The 15481-nt window shown below is 35.0% G+C and carries 19 protein-coding genes; 17 read left to right on the top strand and 2 right to left on the bottom strand.

Going from position 1 to position 15481, the window contains the following annotated elements; all coding sequences use genetic code 11:
• The 4 genes from ACY651_RS08335 to ACY651_RS08320 all read left to right on the top strand — a co-directional run.
• The coding region (locus ACY651_RS08335; protein WP_462251602.1) for a type IIL restriction-modification enzyme MmeI at positions 1–1558 on the top strand (1558 nt) is incomplete at its 5' end.
• Positions 1559–2040: 482 nt separating this feature from the next.
• Positions 2041–4356: a sensor histidine kinase gene (locus ACY651_RS08330; protein WP_462251600.1), complete on the top strand. Its 2316-nt coding sequence runs from the start codon at positions 2041–2043 to the stop codon at positions 4354–4356.
• Positions 4353–4796: a response regulator gene (locus ACY651_RS08325; protein WP_462251598.1), complete on the top strand. Its 444-nt coding sequence runs from the start codon at positions 4353–4355 to the stop codon at positions 4794–4796. The genes ACY651_RS08330 and ACY651_RS08325 overlap by 4 nt, the downstream gene beginning before the upstream one ends.
• Positions 4796–6244 (top strand): sensor histidine kinase, encoded by a 1449-nt coding sequence (locus ACY651_RS08320; protein ID WP_462251596.1) that lies wholly within the window; start codon positions 4796–4798, stop codon positions 6242–6244. Before ACY651_RS08325 ends, ACY651_RS08320 begins: the two co-directional genes overlap by 1 nt.
• Before the next feature lie 91 nt (positions 6245–6335).
• Here ACY651_RS08320 and ACY651_RS08315 read toward each other — a convergent pair whose 3' ends face one another.
• Positions 6336–7322, bottom strand: a complete 987-nt coding sequence (locus ACY651_RS08315; RefSeq protein WP_462251594.1) for a GlxA family transcriptional regulator — start codon at positions 7320–7322, stop codon at positions 6336–6338.
• A 132-nt stretch (positions 7323–7454) separates the two neighbouring features.
• On the opposite strand from ACY651_RS08315, the gene ACY651_RS08310 reads away from it, so the two are divergent.
• The 11 genes from ACY651_RS08310 to ACY651_RS08260 are packed head-to-tail and all read left to right on the top strand — an operon-like array spanning position 7455 to position 11359.
• Positions 7455–7871: a hypothetical protein gene (locus tag ACY651_RS08310; RefSeq protein WP_462251592.1), complete on the top strand. Its 417-nt coding sequence runs from the start codon at positions 7455–7457 to the stop codon at positions 7869–7871.
• Entirely contained in the window at positions 7864–8085 is a 222-nt protein-coding gene (locus ACY651_RS08305; RefSeq protein WP_462251590.1) for a hypothetical protein, read from the top strand. Before ACY651_RS08310 ends, ACY651_RS08305 begins: the two co-directional genes overlap by 8 nt.
• Positions 8086–8108: 23 nt before the next feature.
• On the top strand, positions 8109–8528 hold the full coding sequence (locus tag ACY651_RS08300; RefSeq protein ID WP_462251588.1) for a VOC family protein: 420 nt from the start codon (positions 8109–8111) through the stop codon (positions 8526–8528).
• Between the two features lie 5 nt (positions 8529–8533).
• Positions 8534–8737, top strand: coding sequence for a DUF4287 domain-containing protein (locus tag ACY651_RS08295; RefSeq protein WP_462251586.1), 204 nt, complete (start codon positions 8534–8536; stop codon positions 8735–8737).
• 12 nt (positions 8738–8749) lie between these two features.
• Complete coding sequence (locus tag ACY651_RS08290) at positions 8750–9106, top strand: nuclear transport factor 2 family protein (protein ID WP_462251584.1); 357 nt, start codon at positions 8750–8752, stop codon at positions 9104–9106.
• A 12-nt stretch (positions 9107–9118) separates the two neighbouring features.
• On the top strand, positions 9119–9487 hold the full coding sequence (locus ACY651_RS08285; protein ID WP_462251582.1) for a DoxX family protein: 369 nt from the start codon (positions 9119–9121) through the stop codon (positions 9485–9487).
• Complete coding sequence (locus ACY651_RS08280; protein WP_462251580.1) at positions 9484–10020, top strand: SRPBCC family protein; 537 nt, start codon at positions 9484–9486, stop codon at positions 10018–10020. Before ACY651_RS08285 ends, ACY651_RS08280 begins: the two co-directional genes overlap by 4 nt.
• Before the next feature lie 29 nt (positions 10021–10049).
• The gene (locus tag ACY651_RS08275; protein ID WP_462251578.1) at positions 10050–10451 is read left to right on the top strand and encodes an iron chaperone; all 402 of its coding nucleotides are present in this window, start codon (positions 10050–10052) and stop codon (positions 10449–10451) included.
• A 24-nt stretch (positions 10452–10475) separates the two neighbouring features.
• Positions 10476–10907 carry an SRPBCC family protein gene (locus ACY651_RS08270; protein WP_462251576.1) on the top strand — a complete coding sequence of 144 codons (432 nt, stop codon included), beginning with the start codon at positions 10476–10478 and terminating at the stop codon, positions 10905–10907.
• A 12-nt stretch (positions 10908–10919) separates the two neighbouring features.
• Positions 10920–11078 (top strand): hypothetical protein, encoded by a 159-nt coding sequence (locus ACY651_RS08265; protein ID WP_462251574.1) that lies wholly within the window; start codon positions 10920–10922, stop codon positions 11076–11078.
• Positions 11045–11359, top strand: a complete 315-nt coding sequence (locus tag ACY651_RS08260; RefSeq protein WP_462251572.1) for a VOC family protein — start codon at positions 11045–11047, stop codon at positions 11357–11359. Before ACY651_RS08265 ends, ACY651_RS08260 begins: the two co-directional genes overlap by 34 nt.
• Positions 11360–11410: 51 nt before the next feature.
• Here ACY651_RS08260 and ACY651_RS08255 read toward each other — a convergent pair whose 3' ends face one another.
• Complete coding sequence (locus tag ACY651_RS08255; RefSeq protein WP_462251570.1) at positions 11411–12103, bottom strand: Crp/Fnr family transcriptional regulator; 693 nt, start codon at positions 12101–12103, stop codon at positions 11411–11413.
• A 272-nt stretch (positions 12104–12375) separates the two neighbouring features.
• Here ACY651_RS08255 and nirB point away from each other — a divergent pair, with 272 nt between their 5' ends.
• Positions 12376–14886, top strand: coding sequence for a nitrite reductase large subunit NirB (nirB, locus tag ACY651_RS08250; RefSeq protein WP_462251568.1), 2511 nt, complete (start codon positions 12376–12378; stop codon positions 14884–14886).
• 130 nt (positions 14887–15016) lie between these two features.
• Entirely contained in the window at positions 15017–15394 is a 378-nt protein-coding gene (nirD, locus tag ACY651_RS08245) for a nitrite reductase small subunit NirD (protein ID WP_462251566.1), read from the top strand.
• Positions 15395–15481: the final 87 nt, after the last annotated feature.

Genomic DNA, 15481 nt, shown 5'->3' with positions numbered 1-15481 from the left:
ATTTGCCAGCCAGATAGCACCCGTAGCCATGTGGCTGATGGACCACCAGATGAATGAACAGGCAAGCATAAACTTTGGCGAATATTATAAACGCATACCGCTAAAAAAGAGTGCCACCATTGTACATGGCAATGCATTGCGTACCGATTGGCAAAGCCTGATAGAACCAATGCCTTGGGAGAAAGAGCAGCCGAGGTATCATTATATATTAGGCAATCCTCCATTTATAGGTAAGACATGGCAAAATGATGAGCAGAGAATGGATATTGAAAACATATTTCAGGGAGTAAATTCTGCTGGTCTGTTAGATTATGTTTCATGTTGGTATATCAAAGCTGCAGAATATATGTTGAAAGATTATTCAACAGTAGAAAAAAGTTTGCCTAAAACACAAACCGCATTTGTTAGTACTAATTCTATAACTCAAGGAGAGCAGGTGGGAATTTTATGGAATGAGTTAATCAATAAATATAAAATCAAAATTAACTTTGCTCACAAAACATTTAGCTGGAGTAATGAAGCAAAAGGTAATGCAGGGGTTCATGTTGTTATTATTGGTTTCGCATGTATTGACAATCCCGAGAAAAGTATTTTTGAATACAACAATTTAAAGAGTGAACCTCACCAACTAAGGGTTTCAAAAATCAATCCCTATTTAGTTGAGGGCAATAATATTTTCTTAAAGCGAAGAGGAGAACCGATTTGTAATGTACCCAAAATTGGAAAAGGAAATCAACCCACAGATGGAGGTTTCTTGCTTCTTTCAAAAGAAGAAATGGAAGAGCTAATATCTAAAGAGCCGCAAGCAATTCCTTATATCAAAAAATTTCTCGGCGGGCAAGAATTTATTCAAGGAATTGAAAGGTTTTGCCTTTGGTTAGTAGATATTAATCCCACAACATTGCGGAAGTTGCCTAGGGTCTTAGAAAGACTTGAAGGAGTTAAAAAGATGAGAGAGGTAAGTTCCGATCCTAAGACAAGGGAAATGGCAAAAACTCCTTGGCTTTTTAGAGAGTCGGACAATTTTGAATCTTTTGTTGCCATTCCTGAAGTTTCATCAGAAAGGAGAAATTATATACCTATTGGGTTCCTTAATAAAGATACCATACCTAGCAATAAACTTCAAATACTTCCAAATGGTACACTATGGCATTTTGGAGTGCTGATGTCTGAAATGCATATGGCATGGACGAAATATACTTGCGGAAGATTAGAGAGCCGATTTCAATACTCAGCCGGGATAGTTTACAATAACTTCCCTTGGCCAGAAAATCCAACGGCAAAACAAAAAGAAACAGTTGATAAAGCAGCACAAGCGGTAGTGGATGCAAGAGCAAGTTTTCCTAATAGTAGCCTTGCAGATTTATACGACCCCAATACCATGCCGCCAGCATTGATAAAAGCACATAATGCTTTAGATAAAGCAGTAGATTTATGCTACCGAAGCCAGCCCTTTATAAATGAAACCAAACGGATTGAGTTTTTATTTGAGTTATATGATAAGTACACGGCAGGATTGTTTGTAAAGGAGAAGAAAAAACTCAAGAAACAAAAATAGAATGCTTCAAAAATTTAGTATCTTATTTTTTAATTTTACTACGCTCACTTACTAATAATATTTTATTCAAATCCTAAATATTTAAAAAATAACAGATTATATTTTCTACCTTGTATGCTCTTAGTCCCGCTTTCCTATCCTCTAGCCTTTTCCAAAAGGTTGCATTAAGGTGCAATCTTTTTTTTAATACAATTTTTTAAAAAATATTTTCTACAAAGTCATTTAAATCTATTTTGTTTTAGCTAACAGTAATTAAACATTCAAAACAACATTACAATGTTTTTTGTAGTTCAATTACTACAGGCTTGTAGTAGAAGTTCTAATTATTAGTTTTATATTGTACAAATGCCTTTTCTCGATAGTTTTAAACCGTTTTTTATTAGAATAAAATCATACATTTAATATTTTCGCAGTAAAATGCTAAGTTGTACCAGTATAAATCCTATATAAAAGCCGTTTCAATACTCAGTATAATTACTGGTATGCTTGTAATTACAGGCTGGTTTACCAACAATGAAAACCTGAAGGCTGTTATTACAGGTTTACCAACAATGAAATTTAATACGGCTATTTGCTTTATACTTATTGCAACTGCACTCTTTCTCCTCACCAAAAAAACAAAAAAGCACCAGTTTTTTATAATAAGCATAGCTACAATTGTAACCCTTATTGCAGTAATCACTTTTACCCAAACAGTGTTTAACTATAATACAGGTTTAGATGAATTATTGATAAAAGATGTTGTTGCAAAAGCTGCCAATGATCCATTTCCGGGGAGAATGGCTATTACAACCACTTTTTGTTTTTTGCTTTGTGCCTTTGCATTTATTGCAATCGCATCTGCAAAAAAAAGATTTCAACTTTTGGCACAATATGCTTTGCATGCAATAACCCTTATCGCTTTTATAGCCATAATTGGTTACCTTTTTAATGTGCCTGAGTTTCACAGGTTATCTTTTCTTGCATCAATGGCACTAAACACTTCTGTTTTATTTTTTCTTATTTCAATTTCAGCTTCGCTTATTAATTTTTCATTAGGTGTAACTGGTACGTTTACCGGAAAAAGCCTTGGCAGCATAATGGCCCGAAAATTATTTCCGATAACAGCGGTTATTATAATTGTACTTGGATTTTTACGCTTGCAACTTCACTGGCATAATTTAGTTACACAAGATTTTGGTATTGCTTTGTTTGCTACTTCTTTTTTATTGGTAAGCCTTGTTGTTATATCATTAACTGCAAAATATTTAAATACTGTTGAGGAAAAACGAAGCCGGGCTGAAGAAAAATTAAAAATATTGGCCAAAACAGAAAGCGAACAAAAACTTCAATTAGCCCTCGCCTCTCTTGGTGACAATGTATGGGAACATGATTTTATTGCCCAAAAAACAATTTTTACCAATACAAATCAAAACCTGGCAGCTTTTAGAAATGATGGTGTTCAAAATATTGAACAGCTGTGGTGGAATTCCACCATTAAAGAAGACAGGTATGTACTTGAAGAAAATGATAGAAAATATAAGGCAGGCATTATAGACCGCCATGCTTTGGAATACAGGCTGATTCATAAGGATGGAACAATAAAATGGGTGTTAGACAGAGGAGTTGTTATTGAGAAAGACAGTGCCGGTAAGCCACTTAAAATTATTGGTACGCATACAGATATTACGGATAGAAAAAATGCCGAAGCCGATTTAAATAAAATGCAGAAACAGTTTCAGGCCTTTATGCATCATACGCCTGCTATGGCATGGATCGTAGATAATAAATCTGTTTATCAATTTACCAATGCAAATTATTTAAAAACATTTTATAAAAATAGTGCTGGTAATAATGGTCATCAACAATTAGAAGGTAAAAGTTTTTACGAATTATTTCCCCATGAAATTGCGGAAGAATATAAACGCAATAACGATATTGTTTTTAACACCAATAAAATATTGGAAACAATTGAACCATCGGTAAATAAAGATGGCAGCAGTATAACTCTTAAAGTTTTTAAATTTCCTTTACAAATAAGCGATAATGTAACACTACTGGGTGGCATTGCAATTGATATAACAGATCATATTAAAGCCGAAGAAAACCTGAAGGTTTTAAACGAACAATTAACCTCTTCTAATAAAGAATTAGAACAATTTGCTTACATAGCCAGCCATGATTTACAGGAGCCATTAAGAATGGTAAGCAGTTTTATGCAGTTACTTGATAAAAAATATAAACCACAATTAGATGAAACTGCAAAACAGTATATTGATTTTGCAGTTGATGGAGCAGAGAGGATGAAAACACTTATTCTGGACCTGCTGTCCTTTTCCAGAATAGGTACTGAAAAGCAGATAAACGATGCCGTAGATATCAATGTAATTATTAAGGAGGTAAAGTTAAATCTTGCGGCTTCCATTACAGAAAGCAATGCAAAAATTAAAGCTGGCACGTTTCCTGTAATACAGGCTAATAAGATACAAATGGTACAGCTTTTTCAAAATCTTATCAGCAATGCCATAAAATACCGCAGTGAAAGAACACCAGAAATTGAAATTGGTTATAATGATGAATCCACTCATTATATATTTTACGTAAAAGATAATGGGATAGGTATAGACAGTAATTATTTTGAAAAGATTTTTATTATTTTTCAGCGACTTCATAATAAAGCAGCCTACCCAGGCACCGGAGTAGGCCTTTCCATCTGTAAAAAAATTGTAGAAAAACATGGCGGAAAGTTTATAGTAGAATCGGAATCTGGCACAGGCAGTACATTTAATTTTTCAATCCCTAAAAAACAAAAATTATGAAAAACGCACACATCCTTTTAGTAGAAGATAACGAAGGAGACATTGTACTTACACAGGAAGTTTTTAAAAGCTCGGGCCTTAGCAACCCAATTTCTATTGCAAGAGATGGAGAAGAAGCTCTTGATTTTTTATACCAGCGAAATAAATTATCAGGTGCCGAAAGACCAGATTTAATTTTAATGGATATTAACATCCCTAAAATAAATGGTAAAGAGGTATTAACCATGATTAAAAAAGATAATGACCTGAAAACTATTCCTGTTATTATGCTCAGCACTTCTTCCGATGATATCGATATTCTGGAGTCTTACCGGAATCATGCAAATTGTTTTATAACCAAACCAATAAATTTTAATGATTTCAGCAAAGCAGTTATTGAAATAAAAAACTTCTGGTTCACTCTTGCTACTGTTTATACAAATAATAAAAAAAACAGTTAATGAGCTACGGTAACACAACATTTATTATAGAAGATAATCCCGGAGATTTAATGCTGCTTAAAGACCAGTTGGAGACAGCAGGCTGGTCGGCAGAATACAGCCTTAACGAAGGATTGTTAACTAACGCCATCGAAAGCCTCAAAACTGTAAAGCCGGTAGTTGTATTTCTCGACCTTAACCTGCCCGACAGCAATGGCCTGGAAACATTTCTTACCATCCAGGCTATAATACCCGATGTGCCCATTATAATACTTTCGGGCACCAACGATACCTCTCTTTCGTTACAGGCAGTACAGGCAGGCGCACAGGATTTTTTAGTTAAAGGAGAATTTGAAGAAAAATTACTTTTGAAAACTATTTTATACAGTATTGAAAGGAAAAAAAGCCAGCTAAAGTTAGAAGAAATAAATAAACGTTTTATTTACGCTTCTAAAGCAACTAACGATGCCCTGTGGGACTGGGACATAAACTCCCACGAAATTTTCTGGAATGAAAAGGTAAAAATGTTTGGCTATCATGATGCAGTAAGCAAAAACGACTCCTGGCGTATTAATAATGTGCATACCGAAGACAGGGAAAGAATTAATAAAAGAATGACAGAATTAATGCAAAACTCCGCAGACCAATGGAGTGAACAATACCGGTTTAGATGTGCCAATGGAACTTACAAACATATTTACGACAGGGGCTTTGTATTAAGAGACAGAAAAAACATGCCCTACCGTATGATTGGAACCATGCAGGATGTTACCGAACAGGTTATGCTGCAAAAAAAGCTGGAATTTGAAAAAGAGCAAACCCAAAAGGTAATTTTAAAAACAGCTATAGAAAGCCAGGAAAAAGAAAGGAACGAGATTGGCAGGGAACTGCATGATAATGTAAATCAAATATTAGCTGCTGCCAATATCCATCTTGGTTTGGTTAGAATTGGCAACCATGAAAAATCGCTGGAGCTGGTAAAAGAGGGGCAGCATTTAATAATGAAAGCCGTTGATGAAATACGCAAGCTTACGCACAATATTGTATCATCGCATATTGATGATATGGGAGTGATAATTGCCATTGAAAACCTTGTAGATGAAATAAATTCGTTACTTGCTTTTAAAATTGAATTCAAACACAATATTATAGAAGAGATTATCCCTTATCCTGTAGGGCTAACTGTTTTTAGAATTATTCAGGAGCAGTTGAATAATATTATGAAATATGCGTCCGCAACTAAAGTCTTTATCAACCTGAGTATAATGGATGACCAGCTTGTACTGAACATTAGTGATGATGGTGTAGGTGCAGCATTTGACGAAATAAAAAAAGGCATCGGGCTTTCAAATATTAAAAACCGTACAACTGCTTACAACGGAAAAGTAAGTTTTGAAACTTCGCCGGGCAAAGGCTTTAAAGTAAATGTGCAATTGCCGCTTGAGCTGCAAAAAAAATTAATTAATTAGATTTCGTTTCTCCGCTGGCCTGAGAAAAATAAAAATGGTATTACTTTAACAGGTAATACCATTTTACTTATTATTATTTTATAAAAAATGCTTATACTTCTGCCATTTCCGCCTGCTTGTTATATTTGTTGCGGTATTCAATTGGGGTCAACCCCGTAATTTTTTTAAATACGCCCCTAAAGGCTTTGGTATCGGTATAGCCTACATCAAACATTACTTCATTAATATTTTTTCGGCTGCGTTCAAAACTTCTTTTTGCTGCTTCTATTTTTACACGCTGCATATATTCAACAACAGTATTGTTAGTAGCTTTTTTAAACCTGCGTTCAAAACTTCGCCGGCCTATGGCAAATTTATCAGCCAAATTATCAACTGTAATTTTATCAGGATAATTTTCTTCAATAAATTCCTGTGCTTTTTTTATCTCATCGTCTTCATGTTCTTTCTGCCCCTGGAACATCATAAATGCATTCTGGCTGTTGCGGTCAATCTCTATAGCAAAAAATTTAGAAGCCAAAATAGCAATATCACGGTTGGTATATTTTTCTACCAGGTATAATAATAAATTCCAGTAACTGTTGGCGCCGCCGCTGCTGTATAAACCATTTTCCTCTGTAATAATACTTCCATCAACCAGTTCAACATCCGGAAACATATTTCTAAACTCGTTGGCGAACAACCAGTGCGTACTGCATTGCTTGCCTTTTAATAAACCTGTTGATGCCAGTAAAAAAGCACCGATACAAAGTGAGGCCACTTCTGCCCCATTATAATATTGGTCCTGTATCCAGCCAACAAAATCTTTATTAAGTTCTAATGCATTTTTTATATCTCCGCTTAATGCAGGAATAAAAATAAGATCAGTCTTTTTTATATCTTTTATAAGGGCATCGGCATGTACCGAAAACAAATTGTTATCTAATTTTACTTCTTTTTTAATTGCCACTAACTGTACATTAAACAATGGTGGCTTTCCCTCGGCCTGTAAAAATTGGTTTACTGCTGTAAACATATAACGTGGGTCGGCTATTGCTTCTATCACTGCGTTTTCTGCAACTAATATTGATACATGTTTCATTTTGTAAATTAATTTTAAAAAATAAAGGTAGAAATTCTTTCTGTCGCAATCAACCCTTTTTTGGTCGTTTTTACACATTCTCAATTTCAACTTATGAAAGTATGTTTGTGTTGTTAATTTAATTAATCAGTTATGGAAAAATTTATTTTAGATAAAAGCATTAAAGTGTTCTATATAACAGCAACATCTTTTCCGGATGGAATTTTAGCAGCGCATCAAACATTGCATACTTTAGTAAATGCAACAGGCAGTAGAAATTTTTTTGGTATCTCCTACCTGGGTAAAGAAGGGAAAATAATTTATAAAGCTGCGGCAGAGGAAGCTTACGAAGGCGAAGCAGAAAAATTGGGTTGCGAAACATTTATAATTTCTGAAGGAAACTACATAAGCAAAACTTTAAAAAACTGGATGAAAGATGAAACAATAGTTGCAAAAACTTTTCAGGAATTATTGTTGCATCCACGTCTTGACAAAAAAGGTTTTTGCCTTGAAATATATTTGAATGACACAGATATGCTATGCCTTGTAAAAATTCTTGAAGATGATTGAAGTTTTTAAAACAAATATTATATGCCCTCAACAGGCAGATCGTTTAGTGGAACTGATACACAAAACCTTTACCTGTTACCGGGCAAACTTCGACCTTGATGATTGTGATAAACTGCTTCGTGTAGTAAACAATAGCGGTAACATTCCATTGCCGCATTTTATTGAGTGGCTAAAAAAATACAATTGCAATGTTGAAGTTTTACCGGATAATTAAAATAAAAATTCTTTAAAAAATAAATGACACAAATAAATTCTTACTTAACTTTTAATGGCAATTGCCGGCAAGCGATGACGTTTTATAAAACTTGTCTTGGTGGAGAACTAACATTTCAAACTATTGGCCAATCGCCAATGGCAGATAAAATGCCCGCAAAAATGAAAGAGTGCATACTGCATGCCGAACTAAAAAAAGATACTTTAGTAATTCTGGCATCTGATATGGTAAGTGAAGATGGATTAATAAAAGGAAATTCCGTTTCTTTAATGCTTAATTGCGGCAGCGAAAAAGAAATAAAAACTTTTTATTCAAGGCTCGCCAGTGGTGGTGCATCTGTTCACCCTTTGGAAAGCACTTTTTGGGGAGCTTTATTTGGTGGCCTTACCGATAAATTTGGAAATAACTGGTTATTACATTTTGATAAAAAACAAAAGCAATAAACATTATGTCATTTCAAGCCTATATTGATAACATTAAAGCAAAAACAGGTAAATCTCCTGAAGATTTTAAAAAAATTGCTGAAAAGAAAGGCCTGCTTAAGCCCGGTGTAAAGGCCGGAGAAATTGTTGCCTGGTTAAAAAAAGATTTTGATTTAGGCCATGGCCATGCAATGGCAATTTATGCTGCTTTTAAAGGAAAGAAAGAATAAAATTTAATGAATATGCAACCAACAAACACAGCACTAAGCCAGCAATTTTCCGGAGGCAATTTTAAATTCGCCTACGATTATTTAGCCGAAGATATTGTATGGAATATTATAGGTGATAAAATACTAAAAGGCAAAAAAAATGTTATTGCATTTTGCGACAGCACTGCCGCTTACTTTGCAACTGTAACTACCAAGTTTACTACGGGCAATTTAATTGCGGATAGTAATTGTGTTGCCATTGATGGCACTGCCGAATTTATCAATAAAGAAAACAAGATAACCCATGTTTCTTCCTGCGATGTGTACAGGTTCGAAAATGGTACATTAAAAGAAATAACTTCCTATTGTATTGTTACAGATAAAAAATAAAAACAAATTATTATGAAAGCAACAAAAATTATTTTCTGGGTTTCCACTATTATTATTTTCTTATTTGAAGGTGTAATGCCAGCATTATTCTCTCAGCAAAAAGAATCTATTGAAGGGTTTACACATTTAGGCTATCCTGTTTACTTTGTTACAGTACTTACTGTTTTTAAAGTTTTAGGAACGCTGGCTTTAATAATTCCGCAGGTGCCCAAGCGTATTAAAGAGTGGGCTTATGCAGGTTTTACATTCGATTTTTTATGTGCCAGCATAAGTTATTTTGTTGTGGATGGTATTGTATTTTTTGCTTTTTTCCCATTGATCATACTGGCAATTTTAATGGTATCATATTTTAGTTATCATAAATTAAATAAAACAGTATGAGTATCTTCATTATCATTTTAGTGGTGCTGCTTAGTATCATTATACTTTTCTTATTACTTGCCCTTATAATTAAAAAAGATTTTAAGCTGGATAAACAGATCATCATTAATAAATCTAAAACAGAAGTATTCAATTACCTTAAAATGATAAGGAACCAGGAAAAATACAGTGTGTGGGTAATGAAAGACCCAAACATAAATATTGTTTACACTGGCGCAGATGGCACTGTTGGTTTTACTTCTTCATGGAAGAGTGATGATAAAAATGTAGGCATTGGGGCACAGGAAATTATTAAACTTAATGAGAATGAAAGTATGGAAGTGGAAATACGTTTTAAAAAACCTTTTGAGGCAACCAATTATGCCCGAACAACTTTAAATGCTGTTACAAATAATCAAACAAATGTGAGTACGACATTTATGGGGAAACAAAAATTTCCTATGAACGTGATGAACTTATTTATGGATAAACTCGTTGGAAAAGATATGCAGCAAAACCTGGTAAATATGAAAGTCAATATTGAAAAACAATAAATTTATTTTTTTATTATAAATTTTTTATCATGGCAATCAATAAAAATGTTACTGCAAAAACTGTAGATGAATACCTGCTTCAGTTTCCTGAAAATGTAAAAGAGGTTTTGGAAAAATTAAGAAAAACCATAAAAGCTGCCGCACCAAAAGCAGAAGAGATCATCAGCTATGCCATGCCTGCATATAAATACAACGGTGTGCTGGTTTATTTTGCAGGTTATAAAAATCATATCGGTTTTTATGGCACTCCTTCAGGGCACGAAGCTTTTGAAAAAGAATTATCCATTTACAAAAGCGGGAAAGGCTCAGTACAATTTCCACTCGATAAACCACTTCCGTTAAGTTTAGTAACCAAAATCGTAAAGTACAGGGTTGCAGAAAATGCGAAAAAAGCAAAAATAAAATCTGCAACTATTAATAATAAAAAATAATTAGCCCCTAAAAAAATATTAATTATGATTAACAGTGAGCCATTGATAACAGAAAGAACTTATTACGCTCCCATTGAAAAAGTATGGAAAGCGATAACAGATAATACTGAAATGAAAAAATGGTATTTTGATATTGCAGACTTTAAACCGGAAGTGGGTTTTGAATTTGAATTTAGTGGTGAAGGAAAAGAAGGAGAAAAATATTTGCATCTTTGTAAAGTGACAGAAGTGATTCCAGAAAAAAAATTAACTTACAGCTGGCGCTACGATGGCCTGGAAGGAAATTCATTTGTTACATTTGAATTATCTGCCGAAGGCGAAAAAACAAAATTAAAATTAACACATACAGGATTAGAAACATTCCCTGCAAATAACCCTGACTTTGCAAAAGAAAGTTTTACAGAAGGCTGGAATTATATTACGGGTACATCATTAAAACAATTTGTTGAATCTTAAAAAATAAATATTATGGCAAGCGTAAGCACTTATTTAAATTTTGCTACCAGCACAGAGGAAGCATTTAATTTTTACAAAACAGTATTTGGCGGAGAGTTTACAGCACCCGGCATAGGCGTATGGGTGACATGCCACCAATGGAAGGAATGCCACCTGCAGGTGATGATATAAAAAACCTGGTGATGCATGTAGAGTTACTTATAACGGGTGGGCATAAACTTATGGGCACCGATGCGCCGGAACAAATGGGGTTTAAAGTAAATTTTGGAAACAATATTTATATAAACTTGCAACCCGATACAAGAGCAGAAACTAAAAAATTATTTAATGGACTTTCTGCCGGTGGCAAAATTGAAATGGAATTGCAGGATATGTTTTGGGGAGATTACTTTGGCAGCTGCACCGATAAATTTGGTGTGCAATGGATGTTTAGCTGTAACGAAAAAGCATAACTCGTTGCAGTTTTAAATTATTAAGACCCACAGTTAACACTGTGGATTTTTTTATTGCTGCCCCTCAATTACAAGGGCCAGTTTTTTTGCATTCATTATTTCAATTTTCTTTTCAGAAAAACGTAAAATATTTTCTGCAGAAAATTCATTCATCATCTTAAATAAAGTTTCATAAGTGGTACCTGTGTAGGATGCTAAATCCTGGCGGGATAAAACAATATTTAAATACCCATTTTCATCTTTACCAAATTTTTCCTGTAAAGTAATTAATGCATAAGCAATGCGGCCTTTTGTACTCATGTGGGCCAGGTTTCGCATACGCTTTTCCGATTCTTTTAATTCTGATGCAAAAAACATCAGCAGCTTATACATATAATCGGGATTTACTTTTAATGTAGCAGTAAAAAAATCCATATCAATAAAACAAACTTCAGTACTTGCCAGTGCAGTACCCGATACAGGATAAACAGTATCACTGCCTAAACCACGGTGTCCAACAATTGCTCCTTTATTTGCAAAACGTAATATCATTTCTTTTTCCTCATCCCATCGTTTATGCACTTTAATCAAACCCGAATGAATAAAGAACATTCCCTTTACCTCATCGCCTTCTTTAAACAGCATCTGCCCTTTTTTTAAGTGAAACACCTTTCTGTTGGCATCAATTGCAGGCAACCATTCTTTATTGCATGATAAGCAAAGCGTACAGCTTTTTAAATCACATTTATATTTTTTTAATACCATTTTATATTTTTTAACTTATAGAGTCCAAATTTAAAATAAAATATTTACAGTCAATGTTTTACAATAAATATGCCTGTATTTTTTATGATATTGTAATAATTTTAATATTTATAATTTAATAAAATTAGAATTGTTTTTTAAATTTAAATTCTTATTTTTATGATATAAAATATATTTTACCTACTTTTTAAAATAAAGACCATAAAATAAGTTAGATATATTTAATTACAATTCGATTGCTTGCTGCATTTTTCATTTTTTAAAATTGCAGCATGAATATACTAATAATTGGCAACGGAATGGTAAGCTATAAGTTTTGTGAAAAACTTATAGCCAAATCTTCTAACTCCTCTTTTAAAATCACCGTCTTTGGTGAGGAAGTGAGGCCCGCTTACGACAGGGTACACCTGAGTGAGTATTTCGCCGGTAAATCTGCCGAAGAACTTTTGATGGCACTGGCCAGTTGGTATGCCGAAAATAATATCACCCTTCATCTTGGCGACCCCATTGCACAAATCAACAGAACAGAAAAAACCGTTGACTCTCATAAAGGGCTTACTGTTCCTTACGATATATTAATTCTTGCCACAGGTTCTGCAGCTTTTGTTCCACCAATTCCCGGTACGGAAAAAAATGGTGTATTTATATATAGAACAATTGAGGATTTAGAAATGATGACCGCCTGGGCAAAAAGAGCAACCAAAGGCGCTGTTATTGGCGGCGGACTTTTAGGATTGGAAGCAGCCAAAGCAATGATAGATTTGGGTGTTACCGATACATCAGTAATAGAATTTGCCCCTCGCCTTATGCCAAGGCAAATTGATGAAGTTGGAAGTAATGTATTGAAAGCAAAATTAGAAACACTGGGTTTAAAAATTTTAACCAACACCAATACTTCACAAATTTTAGGCGATGATTGTATAACAGGAATGCAGTTTGCAAACGACAGCAAAATTGATGTGGACATGCTGGTAATTTCTGCAGGTATTAAGCCCCGTGATGAACTGGCAAAATTATGCGGACTAACGGTGGGGCAAAGAGGCGGTATTGTGGTAAACGAAAAATTACAAACCAGCGACGAAAATATTTATGCCATTGGTGAATGTGCTTTGTTTGAAGGCATGATTTACGGATTGGTTGCTCCGGGTTACGAAATGGCAGATGTGGTAGCTACTAATTTAACCAATGCTGAAAAACATTTTTCTGCCTACGACATGAGCACCAAATTAAAATTAATTGGTGTGGATGTGGCCAGCTTTGGCGATCCGTTTGCTAGCGGCGATGGCATTACTTCTATTGCTATTAACGACACCAACAAAGGAATTTACAAACGTATTAATATAAGTGCCGATGGCAAAACTTTATTGGGTGGCATATTAGTAGGTGATGCAGAGCAATACAATATGCTGTTGCAGACGGTAAAAAATAAAGTGGTACTTCCTCCCAATCCCGAAGATGTTATTTTAGGAAGCCGTGGCGGCGAAGATGCCGGTGCAGGTGTAACCAGCTTGCCGGAAGATGCATTGATATGCAGCTGCGAAGCAGTTACAAAAGGAATGATATGCAGCAGTGTTACAGAAAGTAACTGCGAAACCGTTGATGCAATAAAAAAATGCACAAAAGCGGGTACTGGTTGTGGTGGTTGTGTGCCCATGATAAAAGACCTGGTTACTTATACACTGAAAGCATCAGGCAAAATTGTACACAATGTATTGTGTGAGCATTTTGCTTACAGCCGTCAGGAGTTGTTTGATCTGGTAAAAATTAATAAACTAAAAACTTACGATGACGTATTGAATATGTTTGGCAAAGGTGATGGTTGCGAATTATGCAAGCCACCCGTAGCTTCTATTTTAGCAAGCTTATGGAACGAAATTATTTTAAAGAAAGGTAACGACACTGCACAGGATAGTAACGATCGTTTTCTCGCCAACATACAAAAAGGTGGCACCTACTCTGTTGTACCCCGTATACCCGGTGGAGAAATTACGCCTGATAAATTAATTGTGATTGGACAGGTTGCAAAAAAATATAACCTCTACACAAAAATTACCGGTGGCCAGCGCATAGATTTATTTGGAGCACATTTATCTGACCTGCCTAACATTTGGGAAGAATTGATTGATGCCGGATTTGAAAGCGGCCATGCTTATGGCAAAAGTTTACGTACCGTGAAAAGTTGTGTGGGCAGTACCTGGTGCAGGTTTGGGCTACACGACAGTGTTAGTTTTGCAATTCAGATTGAAGAAAGATACCGTGGCCTTCGATCCCCCCACAAATTAAAAGGCGGCGTTAGCGGTTGCATAAGAGAATGTGCTGAAGCACAAAGCAAAGACTTTGGCATTATCGCCACCGAAAAAGGTTGGAACCTTTATGTATGCGGCAATGGCGGCAGCAAACCACAACATGCTTTATTATTAGCCACTGATATTGATGAAGAAACTTGTGTAAAATATCTCGACCGTTTTTTAATGTTTTATGTAAAAACTGCCGATCCGCTTACCCGTACTGCTACCTGGTTAAATAAAATGGAAGGTGGCATTGCCTATTTAAAAACTGTAGTGATTGATGATGCACTAGGCATGAATGCACAATGGGAAGCTGACATGGCCAATCATGTAAACACTTACGAATGCGAATGGAAAGCAGCCATAGAAACACCGGAGTTGCGCAAGCGTTTTTCACATTTTGTAAATGCGCCTGCAGAAAAAGATCCTAGTGTGAAATTTGATGTGATGAGAGAACAAACAAAAGCTAAGGACTGGAAAACTGTTTCTGAATAATTTTTTTTTTGAACCCGGCAGCAGTGCTTCTATCATCTTCATTGGCAGAGTTTATCCTGAGGAAATAAGGACACTCTTGTACAGAAGTAACATTACTGAACATTAAAAGCGAAGATTAAAATTTTATAAAATGATTGAAGAAAAATTAGAGACGTTGAATAACTCCCCTTTAGAGGTTGGGGGCTCTTGGTTTTTTGCCTGCACCGTAAATGATGTTCCTTTCAACGGTGGTGTATGTGTAAAATACAATGAAGAACAAATTGCCTTGTTTCATTTTAGCAGGAGAAATGAATGGTATGCTACACAAAACGAATGCCCACACCGTAAGCAAATGGCTTTAAGCCGTGGTATGATTGGCTCACAGGCCGAAGAGCCAAAAGTGGCCTGCCCGTTTCATAAAAAAACTTTCTCCTTAAAAACAGGCGAGTGTTTAAGTGGTGATGAATGTGCTATTAAAACCTATCCGGTAAAAGTAGAAGATGGAAAAGTATTTATCGGAGTAGAATAAAAAATATTATGCTGTATGAATCATGACTGAAACAATATTGTTAATCATTAAAAAAAAATTATGGTAAAGTAGCAATGCCGCTTCGTT

Origin of the sequence: Ferruginibacter sp., from assembly GCF_031391665.1 — a bacterium.
Classification (GTDB): Bacteria; Bacteroidota; Bacteroidia; order Chitinophagales; family Chitinophagaceae; genus Ferruginibacter.
This window is presented reverse-complemented; position numbering and strand designations above follow the sequence as displayed.